This is a genomic window from Haloarcula vallismortis ATCC 29715 (assembly GCF_000337775.1).
GTDB classification, from domain to species: Archaea; Halobacteriota; Halobacteria; order Halobacteriales; family Haloarculaceae; genus Haloarcula; species Haloarcula vallismortis.
On record NZ_AOLQ01000067.1, the window covers coordinates 1 to 23,230 of the forward strand.

22 protein-coding genes, 1 tRNA gene and 2 pseudogenes are annotated in these 23,230 nt (G+C 60.9%); 13 read left to right on the forward strand and 12 right to left on the reverse strand.

Translation table 11 applies throughout. The features are described 5' to 3' along the window. Positions 1–87: pseudogene (locus C437_RS20250) on the reverse strand (IS5/IS1182 family transposase); the annotation flags it as partial. A 67-nt stretch (positions 88–154) separates the two neighbouring features. On the opposite strand from C437_RS20250, the pseudogene C437_RS16400 reads away from it, so the two are divergent. After that, positions 155–872, forward strand: a pseudogene (locus C437_RS16400) (IS5/IS1182 family transposase); the annotation flags it as partial. Positions 873–917: 45 nt separating this feature from the next. On the opposite strand, the gene C437_RS16405 reads toward C437_RS16400, so the two are convergent. The 3 genes from C437_RS16405 to C437_RS16415 form a co-directional block, all read right to left on the reverse strand. Beyond that, positions 918–1,274 (reverse strand): site-specific integrase, encoded by a 357-nt coding sequence (locus tag C437_RS16405; RefSeq protein ID WP_004518116.1) that lies wholly within the window; start codon positions 1,272–1,274, stop codon positions 918–920. 834 nt (positions 1,275–2,108) lie between these two features. Then, a complete protein-coding gene (locus C437_RS16410) occupies positions 2,109–2,558 on the reverse strand; it encodes a hypothetical protein (RefSeq protein ID WP_004518117.1) in 450 nt (149 codons plus the stop codon). 49 nt (positions 2,559–2,607) lie between these two features. Then, positions 2,608–4,023, reverse strand: a complete 1,416-nt coding sequence (locus C437_RS16415; protein WP_004518118.1) for a DUF4330 family protein — start codon at positions 4,021–4,023, stop codon at positions 2,608–2,610. Between the two features lie 428 nt (positions 4,024–4,451). Here C437_RS16415 and C437_RS16420 point away from each other — a divergent pair, with 428 nt between their 5' ends. From C437_RS16420 to phoU, 7 genes are all read left to right on the forward strand, one after another. Next, positions 4,452–5,210: a helix-turn-helix domain-containing protein gene (locus C437_RS16420; protein ID WP_004518119.1), complete on the forward strand. Its 759-nt coding sequence runs from the start codon at positions 4,452–4,454 to the stop codon at positions 5,208–5,210. A 105-nt stretch (positions 5,211–5,315) separates the two neighbouring features. Then, on the forward strand, positions 5,316–7,019 hold the full coding sequence (locus C437_RS16425) for a helix-turn-helix transcriptional regulator (RefSeq protein ID WP_004518120.1): 1,704 nt from the start codon (positions 5,316–5,318) through the stop codon (positions 7,017–7,019). 471 nt (positions 7,020–7,490) lie between these two features. Beyond that, entirely contained in the window at positions 7,491–8,204 is a 714-nt protein-coding gene (locus tag C437_RS16430; RefSeq protein ID WP_004518121.1) for a DUF7344 domain-containing protein, read from the forward strand. A gap of 43 nt (positions 8,205–8,247) precedes the next feature. After that, positions 8,248–8,808: a DUF7344 domain-containing protein gene (locus C437_RS16435; protein WP_004518122.1), complete on the forward strand. Its 561-nt coding sequence runs from the start codon at positions 8,248–8,250 to the stop codon at positions 8,806–8,808. Positions 8,809–9,348: 540 nt separating this feature from the next. Continuing rightward, positions 9,349–10,680, forward strand: coding sequence for a Trk system potassium transporter TrkA (trkA, locus tag C437_RS16440; protein WP_004518123.1), 1,332 nt, complete (start codon positions 9,349–9,351; stop codon positions 10,678–10,680). Positions 10,681–10,733: 53 nt separating this feature from the next. Further along, positions 10,734–11,045: a hypothetical protein gene (locus C437_RS16445; protein ID WP_004518124.1), complete on the forward strand. Its 312-nt coding sequence runs from the start codon at positions 10,734–10,736 to the stop codon at positions 11,043–11,045. A gap of 126 nt (positions 11,046–11,171) precedes the next feature. After that, positions 11,172–11,852, forward strand: a complete 681-nt coding sequence (phoU, locus tag C437_RS16450; protein ID WP_004518125.1) for a phosphate signaling complex protein PhoU — start codon at positions 11,172–11,174, stop codon at positions 11,850–11,852. Positions 11,853–12,169: 317 nt separating this feature from the next. Here the strand turns inward: phoU and radB are convergent, their stop codons facing one another. The 3 genes from radB to C437_RS21000 form a co-directional block, all read right to left on the reverse strand. Continuing rightward, positions 12,170–12,880, reverse strand: a complete 711-nt coding sequence (radB, locus tag C437_RS16455) for a DNA repair and recombination protein RadB (RefSeq protein ID WP_004518126.1) — start codon at positions 12,878–12,880, stop codon at positions 12,170–12,172. Between the two features lie 54 nt (positions 12,881–12,934). Next, a complete protein-coding gene (locus C437_RS20995; protein ID WP_241431701.1) occupies positions 12,935–13,228 on the reverse strand; it encodes a hypothetical protein in 294 nt (97 codons plus the stop codon). 96 nt (positions 13,229–13,324) lie between these two features. Beyond that, positions 13,325–13,765 carry a hypothetical protein gene (locus tag C437_RS21000; protein ID WP_241431702.1) on the reverse strand — a complete coding sequence of 147 codons (441 nt, stop codon included), beginning with the start codon at positions 13,763–13,765 and terminating at the stop codon, positions 13,325–13,327. Positions 13,766–13,922: 157 nt separating this feature from the next. On the opposite strand from C437_RS21000, the gene C437_RS16465 reads away from it, so the two are divergent. Beyond that, positions 13,923–14,690, forward strand: a complete 768-nt coding sequence (locus C437_RS16465) for a hypothetical protein (RefSeq protein WP_004518127.1) — start codon at positions 13,923–13,925, stop codon at positions 14,688–14,690. A gap of 2 nt (positions 14,691–14,692) precedes the next feature. Here C437_RS16465 and larC read toward each other — a convergent pair whose 3' ends face one another. After that, positions 14,693–16,021, reverse strand: coding sequence for a nickel pincer cofactor biosynthesis protein LarC (gene larC, locus C437_RS16470; RefSeq protein WP_004518128.1), 1,329 nt, complete (start codon positions 16,019–16,021; stop codon positions 14,693–14,695). A 73-nt stretch (positions 16,022–16,094) separates the two neighbouring features. Continuing rightward, a complete protein-coding gene (locus C437_RS16475; RefSeq protein ID WP_049919866.1) occupies positions 16,095–16,511 on the reverse strand; it encodes a universal stress protein in 417 nt (138 codons plus the stop codon). A 200-nt stretch (positions 16,512–16,711) separates the two neighbouring features. Between C437_RS16475 and C437_RS16480 the strand changes: the two genes are divergently transcribed. Both C437_RS16480 and C437_RS16485 read left to right on the forward strand, forming a co-directional pair. Continuing rightward, positions 16,712–18,937, forward strand: a complete 2,226-nt coding sequence (locus tag C437_RS16480; RefSeq protein WP_004518130.1) for a CDC48 family AAA ATPase — start codon at positions 16,712–16,714, stop codon at positions 18,935–18,937. Between the two features lie 185 nt (positions 18,938–19,122). After that, positions 19,123–20,136, forward strand: a complete 1,014-nt coding sequence (locus tag C437_RS16485; RefSeq protein WP_049919875.1) for an NADP-dependent oxidoreductase — start codon at positions 19,123–19,125, stop codon at positions 20,134–20,136. Positions 20,137–20,154: 18 nt separating this feature from the next. Here C437_RS16485 and C437_RS16490 read toward each other — a convergent pair whose 3' ends face one another. Beyond that, entirely contained in the window at positions 20,155–21,297 is a 1,143-nt protein-coding gene (locus C437_RS16490) for a CBS domain-containing protein (protein ID WP_004518132.1), read from the reverse strand. A gap of 108 nt (positions 21,298–21,405) precedes the next feature. Between C437_RS16490 and C437_RS16495 the strand changes: the two genes are divergently transcribed. After that, positions 21,406–21,726, forward strand: coding sequence for a lycopene cyclase domain-containing protein (locus C437_RS16495; RefSeq protein WP_004518133.1), 321 nt, complete (start codon positions 21,406–21,408; stop codon positions 21,724–21,726). A 181-nt stretch (positions 21,727–21,907) separates the two neighbouring features. Further along, positions 21,908–22,399: an HTH domain-containing protein gene (locus C437_RS16500; protein WP_049919867.1), complete on the forward strand. Its 492-nt coding sequence runs from the start codon at positions 21,908–21,910 to the stop codon at positions 22,397–22,399. A gap of 13 nt (positions 22,400–22,412) precedes the next feature. On the opposite strand, the gene C437_RS16505 is transcribed toward C437_RS16500, so the two are convergent. Both C437_RS16505 and C437_RS16510 read right to left on the reverse strand, forming a co-directional pair. Then, the gene (locus C437_RS16505; RefSeq protein ID WP_004518135.1) at positions 22,413–22,766 is read right to left on the reverse strand and encodes a hypothetical protein; all 354 of its coding nucleotides are present in this window, start codon (positions 22,764–22,766) and stop codon (positions 22,413–22,415) included. Positions 22,767–23,055: 289 nt separating this feature from the next. Then, positions 23,056–23,130, reverse strand: a tRNA-Val gene (locus tag C437_RS16510). Positions 23,131–23,230 lie beyond the last annotated feature (100 nt).

A 23,230-nucleotide genomic window follows, 5' to 3' on the forward strand; every position in this document is an offset into this window, starting at 1 on the left:
ATCCGCGGCGGCGGATTCGTCTCCATCGCCAGTAACTCTTTGAGCAACCGGCACAACTTCCTCAGTGAAGCGGGAGATTTGCGTCATAGGTAACCGCAGTTTCCCGCTTCAACTCCTTTGGATTAGCGACCTATCCCGACGCCGTCTAGTGATTCAACACAGCCTTCTCAACTGTTTTCGGCTCGAAGACGGCCACAGCTACCGTGAAACGCCGAATCGGCTGAAGTACATGACCGAGATTTGTGACGCTCTTGCTCTAGATCCGGACGATCTGCCGGAGTTCACGACGATCTACAAATCGTTCGCCGGCTGGAAATGTGGGTGTGGTGGGTGTTGCTGCGCATTTCCGCGCAGCAATACCTGCAATCTGGCCCTACTGCACTCGACAGCACGTTCTTCGACCGCCGCTCAGCTTCATCGTATTACCGCCCGCGGTCAGGAAGCAACGTCCGAACGCTAAAAGTCACGACGCTAACCGATAGAGAGTCGCTCGCCGTTCTTGTCGTACACATCTCTGCCTGGTGGAAACACGATACGAAGACTGGGCTGCAGGTCGTCCGCATTCCGGCGGACGACCTGCTGTCCGTAGCTGCCGACAAAGCCTTCCACAACTGGGTCACGAAGTACGAGTTCTACGCACTGGGCGTCAAGCCACTCATCTTACAGCGTGGATCGAGGCCACTCACGCTGGGACATAATACGCTCATCCGCGCAAAAGGCTACTCTCAGTGCTAGATGGCCGAGACTTCGTATTCGAAAACGGAGCGCTCGCTCGGCGAGCCGTGCGAGCGCTTGGCTGGTATCGGCAGTTCCGTGAAATCGTCCTGATGTTCGCCATCTCGAACATAGAACCGCTCTGTGAGTCCCTGTAACCGTAACTCAGCATCTATTCAACACCGCAGATAATCCAGATCCTGTTACCACCACACCCGTCGGTGATACAGGTCCGGGTGTTCCTTCCGGTTGAGTTTCGCAGAGTGAACGGTGATCTCCCGCTGGTCGTCGTCGATATTCCGCATCTTCACGCGACTCATCTCGTCCGAACGCAGAGCCGTTTCCCAGAACAGGCGAACGATGAGTTCGTTGCGCGTCTGCGTGAAGTTACGTTTCCCCGGGACGTGCTCGAACAACGTGCGAACGTCCGCGGCGCTGGACGAAATGATGTCCGTCTTCCCCTCGTGATCTAGGACGCGGCCGTACTCGGTAAGGTTCTTGATTCCGTAATCGCGCGGCAGCGAGATGTCCTCTGTCGGATTGTCGATCTCCTCCAGCACGAGACTATAGATATCTATGCGAATATCGCCTTCGCAGTGGTGTTTAATAAGTGAACTTTTCGATGGAAGTCATTACCAGGTAGGTCTGCAAATCATCTGTGATAACTATATTCTAACAACACACGTTTGATGCGCCAGATGTTCGGATAGAACCTCAGAATATCTACATTGCTTTATTTATCAACTGCTGGTGAGCAGTTGTTTCGCATTTAATTTACCCACTACAGGGCGGTCGGAATTAGCCATGGCATCAATATCCCACACAAACATGGTGATAATCACATCTCCACCACCCACTGCCCGATCCCGCATTGAATCATGAACAAGCTACTTGTAGTCGGTTGTCCGTTCGGTTGCGACAGGCGTCGGGGTCTGTCCAGACTCGTTCAGTGCCAGTAGGGTGCACTCCATGACATTGTATGTCATCGCGTCCCGCTGATTGCTCATTGAATGGCGGGGTGGGTCGTGGCCTTGACGACTCAGTTCTTGAGTTGCGGTACGTGGTATATGCTGTGGAAGATAGACTCTTGGATTGAACTGAGTTCATTGCTAAGGTTGCTGAGCTAACTTCTTCGGTAGTTTCACAGCGTCTATGTCGGACAAACCTACCATGGAGCATCTGCATCTTTCAGGCACCGCCCTGTGCGCCCCCGGAGAGTTTCGTATTGACCCCGCCGGCCTCAATGAACTCGACCAGAAGGAGAGTGTCTTTCGTGTGCATTCTGGCACACATCCTTGGAAACGGCCCGATGAGATAGAGAGGACGTATCGTATGCTTTCACTCAGCGTGCTTGGCGATTTCCGTTCAGGCTTCTGAAGGGAATATTGTGCAAGTCAGGACAGTTCGTCTTCGGTAGACTCTGAATCGTCCACCGTCGCGTTCCGCCGTTCTGGTGGCTCCGGTGGCGCCAACATTGCGGCTGCAAGCTCGTAGCCACGCGTCTCGGAAAGTGGAGCAAATACGTCTTCCACGAGTCGTTTGAAGACGCGCTCTGCGGCCGCTCCCACACGCGAGTGCTGCCATGCGTCCTCAATATGTGGGACGAGCTGGTCCAACAGCGTAATGAACGGACCGAAAGCGTACGTCTCCCGAAGATCGATAACGATGACGTCTGGGTCAGGCTCCTTCGTGAGCCAGCGATAGCAATACGACTCCTGAACGTACTCACTCACTAGAGCACTGATTGCCCGCCCGGCGCTGATGATCTGTGACCCGTCGCTAATTGCGTTTATTTTCTCCCCGACAGCCGCAGTAGTGTTTAGCGACCCGGATTCCTCGGACATCCGATTATATACTGGTTTGGGTGGTCCGATATAGCGTTTGTGATGTTGCTCAGAGCCCAACACTCACGACCGTCGCTTCGATAGTGATTGTCCCTAGATTGATCACGACTGCCGAGCCCTGTTGGAGAGGCTCGCGCTTGAACTGCACACCGTCCATCGTCTCGCGGACCCGGAGCTCGGTTGTGATGGTGATGTCACGCAGGTACGGGTGGTCGGCGACGTTCACGGAGCCGTTGTCACCCGTCGTAATAATCACAGATGGCTCAGTACTGACGCGAGTGATGCGAGCGATTGTGTCGCCACCGCTGGTTTCGGTCATACCGGGCCTGATTGCGTCAGCCATGTCTGCACGCACGTCGGTCATCCGCAGCGTTACTGTCCGGTTAGCGAGCGCTCCGCGTGGCTCAAGTGCACCAACACGCCTGATCGCCCCGGAGAGTTCATAGCTTTCAGTCGAGATAGTGATATTGTTCCCGCGCTGGACAACGGCGTTGCCGAACCGCTGCTGGCCGTTGTCTTCCAGCGTAGCCAGCGAGAGGCCCACGAGCACGCGTTTTCGGTCGGGATTCTGTGTCGCGTACGTGGTGACCGTCTTCACTTCGGCTGCCTCGTATCCGGCGACGGTAGTGACGTCGCCGGCAGCGATGCGGTCAGCCGTTTCTGCATCGACGGTCGCCTCAAGGAGAACGTCGGTCGTCGTTAGCTGGAGGCCGCTATCTATCTGTTCGATACGGCCGTTGAACGTGTAATCCTCGGCCGGAAGTGTGACTGTCTGCCCGCGCCGAACCTGTGTGCCGCCGAACCGACGGTCGGACTGTTGTCTATACGTGTTGAGTTCTGCTTCGACGAAGACGGTCTGTTCGGTTGAGTTATATGTTGCATATGCGGCGACATCTTCGACAGTCGCGACAGTACGTCCGGCGAGTCGGATCTCATCACCGGCAGTAACGTCTCGCGCTTCGGCGGCAGTCATGGTGTCTCTGAGAACCACCGTCGTGTCTTCCTGAGCGAGGCTGTTGTCTCCACCCACTGCACGGATCTGGCCACTTACTTCGTAGCGGCTCGTCGCGATAGACAGCGACCGGCCGAGGCGTGGGGGGGCATTCGAATACGTGAGACTATCATCGCTAGGTGGTCCCCGAAGTGTGGCACGGAGAATGACGCGTGTCTGGTTGCCCTGTGGTGTTAACTGAACATCTGTGACTGTGAGCTCTGAATCACCGTTTGGACTGTACGTATCACCTTCTGCTATTTCGGTGACGATGTATCCGGGTTGTGTCCCGAGGTCGAGAGTGACGTTGGTAGTGTTCGGAGCAGGTGGCTCTGGCTCCGGTTGGAGGACAAGTGCGGCGCCTGCTACAACGACCGCAATGACGAGCAGGACGGCCAGCGCATCGACGATATTGACGAGGCCAAAGAGGTTCCCATCCTCGTCTAGGAGGGATGACGAACGACTATCTGCCATGCTGCAAGCATTTCTTCCAAGTGGTTTGGGTGTTTCGTTGTCTGATGATGATCGAAAGCGGATTTCGTTTGCCTCAGCTCCGCCAATGTGACCCTTCGAGGCTCTTCAGAGACAGTCTCTTGTCGCCCCCTCCGATGTACTGGCCGGCTTAAACTGTCGGTGATCTGGTCCTGTGGCGCTTATTCTGTCCATCCGAGGACTGCAGCCGGAACCTGCTGCACCCTGTGCGCTGTGGTTGACCTGTTTACATCGTTGAAACGAGTGGCAGAGACATGCGAGGCAGGAGGCACCTGCGTGGCCGTCCCACTGAGCGATGTGCAAGCGGGAATAGAACGGGTCCCCACTGTGATTATCAATATAGCCTCTCCATCAGAGGGTGCTATTAATATAGTGACAATAGCCTTTCGTAGGATCCGTCTGGTGTCCGTATGCGCAACACCGGCGACCAGGGGTCGACAACCGAGGCAGACCAGCCAGTTGATGGTACTGGCTACGGGCCAGCAAGTCCATCGGAGACGGCTGGGACATCACGGGAGAAGAGCCTCGGTGTCGATCTGTGTCTGAGCCATCCAGAACTGATTCTGACGGATGCAATCGAGAGTAGTCCGGGCGTAACAGTCCGTCCGGAGCAGATGGTCGGCGACGGCACGTCGACCTTTCTGGTGATAGAGGCCGCAGGTGAAACCTTAGACCAGTTCGAAACGGCACTGGAGAGAGATAGTACAGTGTGTGACCCCCTCGTATTAGACTGGACGGAAACGAGTCGCGTCTATCGTGTCGAGGTGGCCGACAGCGCCGTCCGGGTCACGGACTCGCTTGTCCGTGCCGGTGGCCGGGCGCTCGACATCGAAGGGACGGGTGGACAGTGGCTTGTACACGCCCAGTTTCGGTCACGGGCGGCGCTGTCGCAGTTCCGATCCGAGTGCTCTGAGCGGGATATCACGTTTCGACTTGATCGACTGTACTGGACCTCTGGAGAAGCCAACGCCGGTGCATGCGGGCTGACCGCAGACCAGCAAGTCGCACTTGAGACAGCACACAGAGAGGGGTATTTCGACGTTCCCCGTGGCATCTCACAGGCTGAGTTGGCGGACGAACTCGGCATCTCACCGTCGGCGATGTCACAGCGGATTCGGCGCGGGATGGACCAGGTCGTTGGGGCGGAACTCGGACTCTCTGATGAGTAGGTAGCTTGGACGCAGAGAACATCATTGGAATGTCAGGTGTGTCTGGAAGTGACAGGGAAGCTATGTGCCAAAAAGGATATTGTCCCGCTATGACACCTCCATTGTATGAGACACCGGATCGTGAGCGGGATATGCGCTATATTCCTCCTCTTAGCAGCCGCGTCCGCATCCGTAGGTGTCGCTGCTGCAGCGGACGCCGGGCAGTCTGTTGAATACACAGCGACGGGCAACAAAACAGCGCCAGCGATACAATCGGCCGGTCCCACACAGGCTATTGGGGACGGGCCGAACGGAACTGCGTTCGTCTGGAAACAGATAGACGGCGAGGGCCCCGGCGGGTACCGGATTGCAGTGACCGTTAGCTCGCCGCACGAGAACCTCTCGATCTGTGCGCGCGCAAATGGGTCGCTGAGCTGTACGCCGGTCGGCCCGAACGGAACTGCGGCCCTCACGACTCCCGGGACGACTGGACTTGGTGACCTCTCGGTCGCTCTCTACAACACGAGCACCGACACCACGCTAGATCGGCAACCGGTGTCTCTGCAGCCGATTCAGCGTGCCGGTGATATTGACGACGACGGGCTCAACAACAGCCAGGAGGTAGCACAGGGTACGAATCTCACTGACGCCGACACTGACGGAGACGGGCTGTTAGACGGGACAGAGGTCCATCAGCACGGGACGACCCCCACAGTTGCAGACACTGATGAAGATGGTGTCACCGACAGGACTGAGATCCAACAGGGCACCGACCCGCGGCAGGGCGATACGGATGGCGACGGGCTGGCCGACGAACGCGAACTGACACTCGGGACGAATCCCACCGTCGCCGATACTGACGGCGATGGGTTGTCCGACCAGCGAGAGGCGTCCGGTAAGACCGACCCAACCGATGCGGACACTGACGACGATGGCGTCGTTGACGGTCGGGAACTGGAAGTCGGGACGAACCCGATACAGGCCGATACCGACGCTGATGGGGTCGCTGATGGCAGGGAGCTGGCTCTGGGCACAGACCCGACGGTCGCAGACACTGACGGTGATGGGATAGCCGACGGGACAGAACTCGAATCGGGGACCGCACCCACCGAGAGTGATACAGACAGTGACGGCCTCGACGACGGCAGGGAACTGGCAGCCGGCACGTCTCCGACCACCGTCGATACGGATGGCGACGGTCTCAGCGACGGACGCGAGGTTTCGGACCTTGGAACGGACCCACTCGCGTCTGATTCGGACGGTGACTTCCTGACTGACCCGCAGGAAGTCACCTGGGGGACGAACCCGAACAGCGTCCTGACGCCAGCCTGGGTAACGAGTTCACTTCTGGGGTTCCTGATAGGGACTGGGCTGTCAGTCACAGCAATCAGGCGTGGCTGGGTCACGAGGCTCTCCACGGCGGCCAGGCTGTTCATCTATCGCTCCCTCGAACTGGATCGGGACATACTCGAAGTTAACCGTGAAATCGAAGCCACAGAAGGGGAGGACGAGGCTGACAGTGCAGGCATCGACGTGGCCACTGCGGCTGAGGCGTTCGAGCAAGCCGATCAGGAGTTCACTCCTGACGCACGGCTCGTGAAACTGATGCTGCAGGTCGAGAGCGGCCGCATGCACCAGACCGCCATCGTTGAGGCGACGGACTGGTCGAAAGCGAAAGTCAGCCGCCTCCTCTCGAAGATGGTTGACGACGACGAGGTCGTAAAGATACGTCTCGGCAGGGAGAACCTCATCTGTCTGGAGCGGGCAAAGCCCCAAGCGGCGGACTCGCCCCATGCGGGCGACATCAAGCCGCCGACCCCCGGCGGATAAGCCGACTACGGACCGCGCGAGTCGGGCTGCTAGTGGCATCACTGCACAGCAACGGGTGAATTTCGGTCAAGCACACCTGCCGGCGGCTGTCACGCTGGTCAAAAATAGGTTTACACACTGTCTAACAGATCCAATGGTCTCCTTTTTGCCGGCTGTTGTGGCTTCTACATGCGGAAAACGGCAGAACAGCTCCGTGGTTTGAGAATCTCCACAGTACAACAGTGTGGTTTTTCACACACTAGTTGCCGTTGAAGTGGTGAAACAATTCGGTATGGTGCGTGAAACAGTAATAGAAAGCAAGCCCGGTGTCGAAACCCGGTTATCTGACTGTATTACCCCTTTAGAAGCCACTTTTACTGTATCATCTTCAGAGTAAATTAGCCATTACTGACCTGCTAAATCGGTGAAACAGTCGCAATCGACGGAACAGTCGACCCGGTATATGTCGGTTGCTGAAAAAGGAACGGGTACATGTCGATAGCTGAAACGGCGTCTGAACCCACGGAAACTGAGACAGCGGAGTCCACGACAGACGAGTCACTGTCTGGAGATTCCCCATCTGACGACGGCCTTACCCGCGACGACCTCTTCCACGTCCTCCAGTGTCGTCGTCGCCGTCTAGTCCTCAAGTACCTCCACGAGCACCCCGGCGATGAGCCGGCCGATATGAGCGATATCGCAGAACACATCGCGGCGCTGGAACACGACACGACAGTCGACTCGCTTCGCTCGAAACAGCGCCAGCGCGTCTACATCGCGCTGTACCAGTCCCACCTCCCAAAGATGGACGATGCGGGCGTCATCAACTACAACCAGGACCGGGGACTCGTCGAAGCGACCGCGCTCGCGAACTCCTTCGACAAATATCTCGATGAGGAGCCATCGCTCCTGTCGACACCGGCTGCGGAGTCAACGCTGTCGGCCGGGCCGGTAACTAATCACGGCCGGACTGATGGCCACACGTCTCCCAGTGAGCGGTGGTCGAGTCGGTATCTCGGGACTGCGTGTGCCACACTGGTTGCAGCCGGTGGACTCGCACTCAGCGAGACCACAGTGTCGGGTGTCGCAGTCGCACTCGTCGTGAGCGTGGTGTTCGTAGCACTGGCGGTGAGTCATCGGCTCTCACTGTCGACACCGAAGTCGCTTTCAGACCGGTTACGGGCCGCTCTTGGGACGGAGAGGTAAGCTACGCACTGGACAGATGCGTGCACACAGGGGTAAATAACATATGCGACCGACAGTGGGACTCGACGCCGTCCTTGGTACCGAGAAAACAACTGAGCCGCCAGAGCAGCACGGCCTCGATGACGCGACACTATTCGATAGCCTCGGTAACGAGCGCCGCCGCGCATGCTTGCGCTGCCTTGCTGAACACGGGGCAGCGATGTCCGTCAGTACGCTGGGCAAACAGGTGGCACGAGCTGTCGCCGATACAGAGGCTGATAGCGACGAACTCTACGACAGCGTGTACGTTTCACTCTGTCAGACTCATCTGCCAAAACTCGACGCTGTCGGGCTGGTAGAGTACGAGCAAAACCGAAAACGTGTCCGTCAGGGCCCCAGATTCAGCGCTATCAGGGAGCAGTTCGAAGCGGCCCGCGCACCGGAAAAGCAGGCAACTGAGAGTATTCAAGCCGAGCCCATCGTGAGTATTCTGACGGTGGCGATAGGCGCGGTCGCAGTCGTGAGTCCACCGATAGCCAGAACGGTCCTGCTTTTCGGACTCGTTGTGGTTCACCTTCTGGTTCTTATTTCTGGGTTCACATCTCCGTTCAGAAGTAGTGACTGAGCGCATCCGTGTGGCCGGACGTAGCACTTACACTGGGCCAGTGGTGAAATAGTAGTCACCTGCTACCGTATAAACGCTCCACCGGGCGGCTGCTGGGCATTAAACGAGGCTGCAAACAAAGTTCCGTGTCGTAATGTGGCCACAGCCGTTGACGGTGGTTCCCTGAACTGAGCGACAGAAGTACGTGTCTACCGGATAGATAGCGGGCGTAAAGAAGCATATAATCAAACGGTGGGAGACAGAGGAAGCGTGTATGACCGACTACGCCAGTATGCGGAAGGCGATCGAAGAGACGAAAGAATCGTTCGATGCGGTCGAACGGTTCCAACGTCGGTCACCCCTCTGCCCTTGGTTGAATGTGCCGCCCCGAGATGAGCCATAAACAGGCCACAGACCACAATTTGACCGGCGGACCGGCAGTTATCCGCGGCCGGGTCTGGTACCTGTTCGCTCTGATGGGACCGAGCCGCTGGCCGGATGAAAATACACTTCACCCATCGGTGGAAAGCTGGTGCATATGTATCAGGCGGAGGCACAGCCGTGTACATCGTAATTGTCGGCGCGGGCGAGGTCGGTTCGAACATCGCCGAGAGCCTCGCTGAAAGCCACGAAGTCGCCGTCGTGGATATCGACCCCGACCGTGTGGAGGCACTGATGTACGAGGCCGATGTACTCGGCGTCGAAGGAGACGGTGCAGAACTCGACACCCTCTCACAGGCCGGCATCGAAAAAGCCGACGTACTCATCGCCAGCACCGACGACGACGAGACGAACATCGTCACCTGTGGGACGGCGGTAACGGCCGCTGACCCGTTCACCATTTCTCGCGTCAAGAGCGCGAAGTTCCTCCGGACATGGGAGAAGTCTGCGGGCGCTTTCGGGGTGGACCACATGGTCGCCACGAACCTCCTCACTGCGGAGAATATTGCCCGCGTAATCGGGCTTCCCGGTGCGCGTGACGTTGAAACGTTCGTCGACGGGCAGGTCCAGATGGGGGAGTTCGAGGTGCGTGAATCCAGCCCGATCACGAACCAGACCGTCGCGGAGGCTGACCGCTACGAGTCTCTGACCTTCGCTGCCGTCTTGCGCGATGACGAAGTCATCATCCCGCGCGGGGAGACCGTAATCAAAGCAGGTGACGAGATCGTCGTCATCGGCAGCTGTGAAAGCGTTCGCCTGTTCGCGACTGAAATCGCACCGGAGTCAAAATCGACCCAGAACGTCCTCGTCGTCGGCGGGAGCGATGTCGGCTATCACACTGCGCGGCTGCTCCAGGACAGAGGGATCAAACCCCGGCTTATCGAAAAGGACCACGACAGAGCACGCGAACTCGCGGAAGACCTTCAGGGAACCACCGTGCTGGAAAGCGACGCGACCGACAGCGAATTTCTAGAACGAGAACACGTCGAAGACGCTGACGCGGTGGTTGCGACGCTCGATAGCGACGAAAAGAACCTTCTGGTGACGCTGCTGGCCAAGCGACTCGGTGCGGAGCGAACCGTTGCCGTCGTCAACTCCGGCGAGTACGTCGGCCTGTTCGAGGCTGTCGGCGTCGACGTGGCCGTCAACCCCCGAGAGACGACCGCCGAGGAGATCACGCGATTCACCCGCGAGTACGACGCGACGAAGGTTGCCATCATCGAATCTGACCGCGCCGAGGTGCTGGAAATCGAGGTCTCTGCCGACAGCGTTCTGGCGGGGCGGCCGATCCAGGAGTCGGTACAGGAACTGCCGACCGGCGTGGTCATCGGCGCTATCAGCCGCGGCGGCGAACTGGTCATCCCCCGTGGTGACACTGTCATCGAACCCGGCGACCACGTCGTGGTGTTCGTCGACGCCGACTGTCTGGAAGCGGTCAACGACAAACTGTAATCGTGGCAAGGCCGCTCCCGAGAGACTAAGCCTGACTCCGCCGTAGGTAGTGTATGGCTTCCGTTGCGGACCGTATCGTCCTCTCGTTTGCCCCCAGCACCGCCGATGGAGACCCGTGGTCTGGCGTCGATACCGAGTGGATAGCCGACGAACTCCGCGGGGACACCTATCAACAGTACCTTCGACGCGCCCACGGCGGTCCGGTAGCCGCCGGCGAGGAGTGGGACGAGTTCGTGAGCTGTGGCTGCGCAACGCCACAGGACGTGGTGTTGCGCGTCGAGCGCGTCGAGGGCGGAACAATAGTCGGGGACGGGACGACGCTGGACGTTCATCCCCGTGACGACGCCGAGGTAGTGCCCCAGTAGCTGTTTCTTCCTGCCGAGCGTGCCCGTCCCTGCGTAACACGCCCACTGTAACCGTCACGCCGGTCGGTGTCGGGAGATATTGGGAGAAGGGAAAGGCTGATGCATACCACCAGCACATTCCGGACTATGCCACGCGATTCCTATCAGGAGGGACTGAACTCGCTCCGCGAAGATGTCCTCTATATGTCCGAAATCGTCCTCGAACGGTTGCGGCTTGGCCTGGATGCGCTCGAACAGAAAGACGAGGCGATGGCCCGGGAGGTCATCGAGGGCGACCACGAGATCAATCAGCTGTATCTCGACCTCGAACAGGACTGCATCGACCTGCTGGCGCTACAACAGCCGGTCGCCTCGGACCTCCGGTTTATCGCCGCGTCGTTCAAGATTATCACTGACCTCGAACGGATCGGTGACCTCGCGACGAATCTGGGCGAGTACTCGCTGGAGGCCGAACGCGACGTGTACCCCGAGGTCGACATCCAGGACGTTGCCGACGTGACCATCGAGATGGTCGAAAACGCCATGGCGGCATACGGCGACGAGAACGCCGACCAGTGCTATACCATCGCCGACATCGACGACGAGGTCGACGAACGGTGCGAGGCCGCTTCCGAGATGGTGGTGCGCGACCTCATCGAGCGCGAAATCGACGCCGATTCCAGCGAGGCCGAAATCGAACAGTTGATGGCCGATGTCTCCCGGCTGTTGCTGACGATTCGGGACATCGAGCGGGTCGGTGACCACGCCGTCAACATCGCCGCGCGGACATTGTACATGGTCGAGAACGACGACGACCTCATTTACTAGTACCTTTTTACTGCAGGGGGTTTCCTCGCGCCTGCGGCGCTGCGGGAACCCCCCTTGCAAAAATCTACGCTAAAAACGACCTCCGAGACGCGGCCAGGGCCGCGCTCGGAGCGAAACCGCGCTCGCTCCGCTCGCGCGGTACGCATGAGACAGCCACAGAACCGCGACAGCCACAAAACCGCGACAGCCACACGCCTCCCCAACCGACTGCGTTGCTCGGCTCGCTTTGCTCGCCTGTGCGACTCGTCCCTCGCGCTTGCGACGCGGCCGTCGCCGCGAGGGCGCGCGCCTGACAGCCGTATTTGTTATTGACTGACTTACTGCGGCGTTTCGGGCGTATCGTCGCCCACGAGTCCCGAATCGGTGATACGGAACTGGGCCGTCTCACCCGCGGGTTTGGCGCGGTGCTTCTCCAGCGTCGCGCGTCGGTTCCCGCCGCGAAAGCGGTCAAGGCGGACGATTGCGCCGGACCAGTGGTTCAGGGTGTGGCCACCAAGCGCCGTCGAGCGGTCACTGTCCGGGTCGGTGAACACCTGGTTCGTGTACAGGACGGCGATGTCGTGTTTGCGGGCCAGTGAGAGCAAATGGGTTATCTGGCGGGCCACGTCCCGGAGCGTCTCGCCGCCGTCCTCGTCGTCCCGGCGGAGCCGATAGAACCCGGTCGCGCTATCCAGCACGATGAGTTCGACCTCGGCGGCAAACTCCGCGGCGTCTTGGACGGCCTCGGCTTGCTCGTCGTAGTCCAGCGCTTCGGTGATGATGAGACGGCCGGCGAGGTCGTCGACAGTCTGGGCCGTCCCACGTGCGCGGCCGCTGGCGACTTGCTCCATCCGGTCGGCCGAGAGCCCTTCGGTGTCGATGTACAGCGCCGCGTCGCCGGCGGCGGCGACTTCCATCACCGCCGACAGGGCGAAGTTAGTCTTGCCGGCCGCCGGCGGGCCGTACACCTGCGTGACTGCGCCGCGTTCCAGCCCACCACCCAGAAGGTCGTCGATAGCGTCACACCCGGTCGAGACGTACTCGCTCACGGGCAGGGCTTGGTCAGGTTCGGATAAAAACACTGGTACCTGCCGGCACTGCTGTCAGTCGTCTGAAAGCCGCTCGGCCAGCGTCCACTCGGCGAGTGAGACGTCGTCGATTTCGGCCGTTGCAAACCGCAGGTCCGGTCCCCATTTGCGGGTGATAACGAGCGATTCAGGGTCGAGGTCGTACGACTGGAGGTCTGTCCAGGCGTAGAACCGTCTGGCGACCGGCAGTCTGATTTCCAGACCGGCATCGGTCGCAACGGCGGTCCGGGTCCCGTCCGTCGGGAGGAGGACGAACCCGAACGGAAACAGTATCTGACCGATGTACTGGAGGGCGGTGTGGTCGAACACTGCGCCGACGGCAAAGCCAACGGTCGCGGCGGCGGTGACGGCCCCACTGAGGTATAAGCGTCGCCGCCGTGCGGACTCGGGCCAGCTCGCTCGCCATCAGGTCAGCTCATCTGTCCGGGCGGTGACCGCAGCGGTGTACCGTGTCTGTGCCATGACCGCGAGAGCGACTCCAAGCAGAAAGGCCAGCAGGCCGAAAAAGAACGCCAGCACGCCGCTGATGCCAGTCGTTCCCAGCGACACAAAGCCGGCGGCGGCGTACACGACCGCAATCGCCATCGGGAGCCAGCGTGTGCGAGTCGCCCCGAGTGTGACGGCCACCGGTGGTCGACCAGAGAGCACCCAGCCCGTCACAGCGGTCACAACGGCAAACGTTCCGATCAGCGCCAGGTATAGCGCCCAGGATTCAGTGACGCCGGCCCACTCCAGAGTCAGTATGGCTGGCGGTGCCAGAAGCAGGCCCAGATACGCGCCGCTGACGCCACCAAACAGCGGATCGGAGCCCGTATTCTCTCGGTCAGTGTCGGCCGCCGAACGCATCACTCACAGTTCACTCACCTGTCACAAAAACCCTCTTAAACGTAATCGATGCTGGAACTGGGGCTATCTGACAGGGCGCTTCTCGCTACTCCCCGAGCCACAGACGCGGAGCACCGGACTCCCACATCTGTAAGTAATCGGCGTCCGAAATCCGGTCGTGATTGTCGTCGCCACCGAAGACTTCGAGGTGTACCACGGTGTCGTCAACGAGCTACGCGACCGTGGCGTGGCGTTCACGACTATCGAACCGAGCGAGGACTGGCCCGATGAGGCGGATGTCGCGGTCATCGCGGAAGGGGAATCGGTCGAGATACCCGACGGCGTAGACCTTGTGCAGGCAGACCCGGACGCGCCGCGGCGGGCCGTCGAAGCCGTTATTTCGACGCTTCGGGGTGGCGACGGCCGTACCGTCATCGGTATCGATCCCGGCGAGCGACCGGGCGTCGCGATTCTCCACGGCGAGATGGTCGTCGCAGCGTTTCAGGTGCCCGCAGCGGAAGCCGGAGAGATCGTCCGCGAGGAAGTCGAAGATGCTGTCAATCCGGTCGTTCGCATCGGCGACGGTGCGCGGCTCGTCGGCGCGCGCATTATCGACGATATCCAGTCCGTGCCGGTCGAGTTGGTCGACGAGACGGGCACAACGCCGTATCTCGGTTCCGGCGCGCGGGGGATGGGTGACGTGCTTGCCGCGGTCAACATCGCCCGTCTGGAGGGGGAGGAAATCGAGAGCCGGACAATCGAGCCCACGGCCGGCGAACTCCAGAAAATCAAGGACCGTTCGCGAGAGAAAAGCGACACGAACCGGGCGATCAGCGAAGAGCTTGCCCGGCAGGTCGCGACCGGCGCGCTCACCGTTGAGGAGGCGCTGGTGGAACACAACAGCGACAGTTCGACCGACGACGAGGATGCACCCGACAACGAGTAGCGCTACTCTCGGACCATCCGCTCGGCCCGCTGCATCACGTCGCGGACGGGGAGTCCGGTGGCGTCCGCGACCGCTGCGGCGTCGTCGTACTCCGCGCTCACGTCGAACACCGTGCCGTCAGTGTCACTTGCGACCTTGACCGTCACCTCGAACTGCTCGCCGTCGGCGGAGAGCGTGACCGTCTCGTACTCACGGTCAGCGACCCAGCGGTGGCCGGCCCCGGACTCGCGGACGCCGAGCGTCCCGGTCGCTTCGGCGAGGCGGCGCGCGACCCGCTCGGCGTCGTCCGGTCTGCAGATGACTTTCACGATGTGGCCGGGCCGGGACTTCTTCATCGTCGTCGGCACTATCGACACGTCGCGAGCGCCGACATCTTTCAGCGTTCGCTGGAGGTCACCAAGCACCTCGGGTGGAACGTCGTCGACGTTGGTTTCAAGCACCGTGATTTCGTCGCGGCGGAGCCGTCCCGCGCCGTCGCCGACCATCGCCCGCAGGACGTTGGGACGGTCGTCGAGGTCCCATCCGCCAGCGCCGTACCCCGACGCGTCGACGTCGAGCGGCGGCAGCGACTCGGTCCCCTCGGCGATGTGTGCGAGAATCGCCGCGCCGGTCGGCGTTGTTAGTTCCCTGTCGATGGGACCGCCCCGGAGCGACCAGTCGGCCCGTTCTGCGATCTCGACCACCGCCGGGGTCGGGACGGGGTAGGTCCCGTGGCTCATCTCCACGGTGCCGCCGCCGGCCGACACCGGTGTCGTCACGACCCGGTCTACGTCGAGGTCGTCCAGCAGGAGACAGGCGCCGACGATGTCGGCGATTGCGTCGTCGGCCCCGACCTCGTGGAAGTGTGTCCCGTCGAGGTCCGTCCCGTGGACCGACGCCTCGGCCTCGCCGAGGATCTCGAAAATCGCCAGCGCGTCCGCTCTGACGGCCGTCGGCAGGTCCATCTCTTCGACGAGTTCGACGACCTCGGCGTACGTGCGGCTCGGGCCGTGGCCCTCAGCGTGGGTGTGATCGTGACTGTCGTGGCCATGGTCGTGACCGTCGTGGCTATCGTCGTGGTCGCCGTGGTCGTGGGAATGTGAGTGGTCGTCCCCAGTGTGGCCGTGTTCCTCGTCGTGGGAGACATCGCTGTCGCCATCAGCGTCGGTCAGCAGTACCTCGACGCGCGTGCCGGCGATGCCGCATCGGTCCACCTCTGAGACGGCGTACTCGATAGCGAGTGCGTCCTCGACCGGCGATAGGGCTTCGCGGTCGGCCCCGGCAGCCAGCAGCGCCCCCAGAAGCATGTCGCCGGCAGCGCCCATCCGGCCGTCGAAAGCGAGTGTTCGCATACACGGGGCGTCGCGCCCCGCGAGTAAAAGCCCTCATACTACGACTCCATCGCGCGCGGCGCGTCGCCGGCGATCAGGCCCGGCGAACGATGTGCACGTCGTAGGACTGGCCGTCGGTGACTTCGCCGATGGGGACGACGATGTCTTCCGTGTCGTCGCTGCCGAGGAACACGACGTCGGCGTCGACATCGCGGGCGGTCTGTCTGATCGTCGTCGACAGTTCACTGGTGGAGTGAGCGCTCACGTCGTCGTAGCGGAGTTCGGAGTCGTCGGTCGCCTCCTCGATTTTGCGCCGGAGGTCGTCCGCGGCAGTCTCGGCGGCGAAGTCCTCGGTGGGGTCGACGCGGCGGCGGCGCTCGGCGTAGTTGGCTCCGGTCGGGATGAACGCGACGGCGACGACGTCCTCGTCGAGTGCCGCGGCGTAGGAAACGGCACGGTCGAGCGCGGCGTCTGCGAGCGGTGACCCGTCGAAGGGAACGAGAAATACCATATCGGCGCTATCGCGTCCAGCCTTATGAAACGCGGCGATGGCGGCAGCCTGTGTCACCACTACCCAGGCCGGAGGATATTAGCCCCTGCTGTGCAGTGTGTTATTAGGTAACATATAAACCCGTCGCCCTGCGTCTTGGCCGCCGGTAGCATAAAGCATATCTCTGGGGCTACCCGAGTTCGTTGTAAGCAGGCTCTACTATGAACGAAGTCCAATTGGAAGTGGCGAAGGCGTACCCGAACGACTCGGGACGTGGTATCGCCAGACTCGACCCCGATACGTTGTTGCACCTCAAGCTCTCCCCCGGTGACATCATCGAGATCGAAGGGAGCGATACCACCGCGGCCAAGGTGTGGCGGGCCGACCGGCAGGACTGGAACACCGACACCGTCCGCATCGACGGTTTCACGCGCCAGAACGCCGACGTGGGTATCGGCGAACGCGTCACCATCCGCAAGGCCGAGGCCGAGAAGGCCGACAAGCTCGTCCTCGCGCCGCCCGAGGAGGCGTCGGTCCAGTTCGGCTCCGACGCCGCCGGCATGGTCAAACGGCAGATCCTCAAGCGGCCGGTCGTCGAGCGCGACATCGTTCCGGTGATGTCCTCGACGAACCACCCGTTCATGCGCTCGCCCGGACAGGCTATCCCGCTCATCGCCGTCGAGACCGAGCCAGAAGGCGTCTGTCTCATCACTGAAGACACCGAGGTCGAACTCCGCGAGGAACCGATCTCCGGCTTCGAGAAGACCGGCGGCGGTATCACCTACGAGGACATCGGCGGGCTTCAGAACGAGATCCAGCGGGTGCGAGAGATGGTCGAGCTGCCGATGAAACACCCGCAGATCTTCAAGAAGCTCGGCATCGAGCCGCCACAGGGGGTCCTGCTCCACGGGCCGCCCGGTACCGGGAAGACCCTGCTCGCGAAGGCTGTCGCCAACGAGACCTCCGCCAGCTTCTTCTCTATTGCCGGTCCCGAGATTATCTCGAAGTACTACGGGGAAAGCGAACAGCAGTTACGCGAGATATTCGAGGACGCCAGCGAGGAGTCGCCCTCGATTATCTTCATCGACGAACTGGACTCCATCGCGCCAAAGCGCGAGGACGTGACCGGCGAGGTCGAGCGCCGCGTCGTCGCCCAGCTGCTGACGATGATGGACGGTCTCGAATCCCGGGGTCAGGTCATCGTCATCGCTGCGACGAACCGCGTCGACAGCGTGGACCCGGCGCTGCGTCGCCCGGGCCGCTTCGACCGCGAGATCGAAATCGGCGTGCCGGACGAAGTGGGCCGCGAGGAGATCCTCCAGATCCACACCCGCGGCATGCCGCTGTCCGACGACGTGAACCTCGCCAAGCTGGCGACGGACACGCACGGCTTCGTCGGGGCCGACATCGAGAGCCTGACCAAGGAGGCCGCGATGAAGGCGCTGCGCCGGTACCTCCCCGAAATCGACCTCGACGAGGAGGACATCCCGCCGAGTCTCATCGACCGGATGATCATCAAACGAGACGACTTCAAAGGGGCGCTCAACGAGGTGAGTCCGTCGGCGATGCGGGAAGTGCTGGTCGAGCTCCCGAAGATGTCCTGGGACAACGTCGGCGGCCTCAGCGGCCCCAAAGAGCAGGTCCAGGAGGCCGTCGAGTGGCCGATGAACTCCCCGGAGAAGTTCGAACGCATGGGCGTGACGCCGCCGTCAGGCGTGTTGCTGTACGGCCCGCCCGGCACCGGGAAGACGCTCATGGCGAAAGCCGTCGCCAACGAGACCGACGCGAACTTCATCTCGGTCCGTGGCCCGCAACTGCTCAGCAAGTGGGTCGGCGAGAGCGAGAAGGCCATCCGCCAGACGTTCCGGAAGGCCCGCCAGGTCGCCCCGACCATCATCTTCTTCGACGAACTCGACTCGCTGGCACCGGGTCGGGGCGGCGAGATGGGGTCGAACGTCTCCGAACGGGTCGTCAACCAACTGTTGACCGAACTCGACGGGCTGGAAGAGATGGAGGACGTGATGGTCATCGGCGCGACCAACCGGCCGGACATGATCGACCCGGCGCTGATCCGCTCGGGCCGGTTCGACCGGCTGGTGATGATCGGCGAGCCCGACATCGAGGGCCGCGAGCAGATCTTGAAGATCCACACGGACGACACGCCGCTGTCGCCCGACGTGAGTCTGCGAGAGCTAGCCGAAGTCAGCGACGGGTTCGTCGGCTCGGACCTCGAATCTATCGCCCGTGAAGCCGCCATCGAAGCGCTCCGCGAGGACGACGACGCGGAGGAAGTCGAGATGCGCCACTTCCGGCAGGCGATGGACAGTGTGCGTCCGACCATCACCGACGACATCCGCGAGTACTACGAGCAGATGGAAGAAGAGTTCAGAGGCGGTTCCAGCCCACAGCGTCAGGCCGGAACCGGTGGCCGGATCGGCTTCCAGTAACGCCGGCGACCTCGACACCTGTTTTTCGCTGCGATTCGGACGCGGTTTCCGCTTCATTGCTCCCGGCCAGCGATGCGCCTCCCGTGGTTACGCAATATCCGTGCATAATTATTAGATAAACTATACAACCGGTGTTTGTTTCTCCTTTCGAAGCCCCCTTTCAGGTCCCAAGTGTATAGGGGATGATGTCGAACACTAACCGCGTTTACAGGCTAGCAAAGCGGCCCGAAGGAACTCCAGACCACGATACGTTCGAGCTTTCCGAGGAAGAAATCCCGGAACCAGGTCCCGGCGAGGTACTCATCAAGACGCTGTACCTCTCTGTCGACCCGTATATGCGCGACCGGATGCGTGACAGCGAATCGTACGAGGAGCCGTGGGACGTGGGCGACCCGCTCAAGGGTGCAGTCGTCGGTGAGGTTGTCGAATCCAACGGCGCACGCTTCGATGAAGGCGACGTTGTCACCGGCGAGCTAGAGTGGGCGGAGTATGCCACAGCACCCGGACCGGTGCTTACAGAAGTCAATCCGGAACTCGCACCAATCTCGACGGCGCTCGGTGTCCTAGGGATGCCGGGCCTGACAGCGTACTTCGGCACCCGAGAGGTGGCACAGCCGTCGGCCGGCGATACGTTCGTCGTTACCGGAGCTGCCGGGGCCGTCGGTTCTGTTGCGGGCCAGCTCGCCAAGCTTCAGGGCGCACGCGTCGTCGGTTTCGCCGGCTCCGACGAGAAGGTCTCGTTCCTCGAAGACGACCTCGGCTTCGACGCAGGCATCAACTACAAGACGACCGACGACTACCGGGCCGCGCTGGACGAGGCCGCGCCGGACGGCGTCGACGCGTACTTCGACAACGTCGGCGGACCGATCACAGACGCGGTGTTTACGCGACTCAACACCGACGCCCGCGTCGCCGTCTGCGGACAGATATCGCTGTACAACAGCGAAGACATTCCGATGGGGCCGCGCAAGCTTACCCAAGTCATCCAGTCCCGGGCAACCGTCGAAGGGCTCCTCGTCTCTGACTTCGAGCCACGGTTCGAGGAAGCGACGAAGCAACTCGGCCAGTGGGTCGCCTCGGGCGACATCTCCTACCGAGAGACCGTCACCGAAGGCATCGAGAACGCGCCCGACGCGTTCCTCGGGCTGTTCGAGGGCGAGAACATCGGCAAGCAGCTCGTGCAGGTCGCCGAGCGATAGAAAAGAACGAGTCCCCGGTTACAGTTCGCCGAGTTTGCGGAGGAGCTGGCCGCGGTACTCCTCGTCGGCCTGCACGCCTTTCAGTTCGAGGACGTTGCGCTCTAGCTTGTCGAGTGCGACGTTGAACGCGGTTTCAGCGCCGTAGCCTTCGCCGGAGCCGGCCGCCTGACCTTTGTTGGTCCGCAGGCGGATCTGACACTGGATAAGCGGCGTGCCACGGAGCTTCTCCTTGTGTTCGTGGAACCGGACGTGGGCGTGCTGGACCTGCATCGCGCCGTACTTGTCCGCCACCGTCTCGATGTCCGACCGGATGTCCGCTCGAGGGATAGTGTCCAGCAGTTTGATGTTCGTGATCTGGACGTCCATGTGTTCTTCTTCCGTGTAGGTCAGGGCACGGAGCACGTCGGTCTTCGTGAGGATGCCGGCGACGTGGGTGTCATCGTCCTCAGGCGTGACGACGAGCCCGGCGAAGTCGTTTTGGAGCATCCGCGCGACGGCGTCCTCGACGGAGTCACCGAGCTTCGCCGTCTCCACCGGGCTGCTCATCACGTCGTAGACCGGCATGTCGAGCACGCGCTCGACTTCGCCGGAGCGGTCGCCCCGCGTCGTCTTGTTCATGTCTCGGACAACCACGTCGACGATATCGTGGCGCGTGACCATTCCGGTCAGGCCGTCGTCGTCGCCGAGCACCGGAAGCCGGGAGATGCCGTGTTTCCGGAGGAGATTGACGACTTGGCCGACGTTGGTGTCTTCAGAGACCGTGATGACATCCTGCGTGTAGATGTCCTCGACGCGCAGCGCGTCGAGGTTGTCGAGAACTGCGTCGAGGATATCGTCCTCAGTGACGATACCCCAGAGCTCGCCTGCCTCGAACACCGGCGCGAGCTTGACACCACCCTCGACGAGGACGCGCGCGACTTCGCGCACGTCGTCGGTGCGCTCGACTTTCGGCGCCGAGCGCGTCATCGCCCCCGCTTTCGCGTTGTCCTCGACATGGGACTGGACCAGCTGTTTCTGCGTGATAACGCCAGCGTAGTCACCGTCTTCCGTGACGATGATGCCCTTGGGGTTCTCGCGCTCGAAGATAGACCGGACTTTCCCCAGGCGCTTGTTGGCGTCAACCTCGACAAATTCTCTGGTGGCGATATCAGCAATATCCATCGTTCTTCACGATTCGTAGATTCGACGTGTGGGGTTATCAAGGTTGGTTTAGTCCCCGGAAACCGAGAGACTAACTAAGCTTTAGGCCCTTGGGTCTAAGGTCGCTGTATGCTGCCCGACATTGGTGTCTTCGGCCCTTACACGTATCTGGTCACGGAGGTAATTTGGGGGAGTATTGCCCTCGTGTTGCTCTGGCGCGCGAACGCCCTCCGGATGGCGGCCAAGACCATCGTCGTGCTCTATCCGATCGCCTACGTCTGGGACTGGTACACGCTTACCGTCGGTGTCTTCGAAATCAAACTCCGGACCGGTGTCGACCTGCTCGGAATCCCGATTGAGGAGCACATCTTCATGATCGTCGTTCCAGCGCTTATTCTCGGGATCCACGAGAACCTCCACGGTTTTTCGTCTGGGTCAAACGCCGACTAGTCAGCAATCGTACACTGGTTTCAGCTGTTAACCACTTCTGCGTCAGCGTTACAACTGGAAGCGAATCTGCTCACAGATACTGCTGATTTCACGCGCATACAGTCCTCTAGAGCCTATCTGTACTATGCAGACATTTCTCACGGTATCTATATGTGTCAGCCGGGAGTCCGGTCCGATAGTCATGAGTGATACTAACCCGACACCTCATATCGAGCTATATGTCCGGTCGATGCTGCCCGACGGCGCACACGAACGACAGGAAGCGGTCATCGACCGCCTCCAGACGCTCGACGAGAACGACCACATCGACGGGTTCAACGTCATCGTCTGGGGCAAACAGATTGCACCGCAGTCGGCCGCCGCACGGACTGAAGAGGGCAAATACATCCTGAACCGCGTCGCCGAATTCAAGCAGTGGGCACTGAGCAACAATGTTTCGCTGGACTCTTTCTATCAGGACACAACCGTTGACTCTGAAGTGGCGGAGTCGGCATACGACGCCATGGCGTTGCCAGTCATGGGGCTGGCCGAATACGACGGCAGCGAACTCGTCCACGTCGCTCCCTGTACGAAAAACGACGTCGTCCACACGATTATGGACCGACTCGAACGTCTCGAAGCGGGCCAGCCACCCGCTCTCGATCAGGAGCGCGGCGGCGTGAGCGTCGTCTAACGAGGAGTGTCAGTTACGAGGACCAGACTGCCTCGACGTACGGCTCAAACTCGTTGGTCTCTGACAGCGCTTCGAGGACTTCTTCCGAGTCCCCAGCCAGTTCGTACCCCGGCCGCCCTTTCCCTGTTGGTGACTCCGTCTTTTCGGTGAGTAACAGCCCCTTGTCGGCGAGCTGGCCCAGCGCCGAGATGACTTCTTGGCGCTCGACGCCGCCGAACGGCTGTCGGTCGATATCTGCGAGATGTGCTTTTGCCGTCTGCGTCACGTGATAGGAGTGGGCTGGCGTTTCGCCGGCCGTTTCGAGTTCTGCGACTGCCAGCAACACGAACTGTTCGAACGCGTCCGCCGACTGGACCTGATCTCTCATATAGATGACTCTAACGCGGTTAGGGCAAGAAACTATGGGACGTAATCTGTCCGTCCCGTTTCGATTCTGTTGACCCGGACGCTGATGTCGGACCCACAGTCTTGATGCCGGTAGAAGTGGGTTCGGCCGGGTTTGGACCGAAGATGACTCGCTCCGCTCATCGGTTGCGTCGTCAGAAATGGGTTCGGGCGGATCGTGAACCACGGTCGTTCCGCTTCGCTGCACTCCCTGGTTCAAATCGCCCTCACGAACGATTTCGTCGCTCCCGAATTGGTCGCGACAGAAATAGTGGGTTCGGGCGGATTTGAACCGCCGGCCTCCTCCATGTCAAGGAGGTGTCATAACCGACCTAGACCACGAACCCTCACTGCGAGGTACACCACATTGTTTCCGGTGGGTATAATTGAAGGTTTCGGATTCCGTATCGCCACGTTGTCTGTTGATTGCCCACACAGATACGTCAA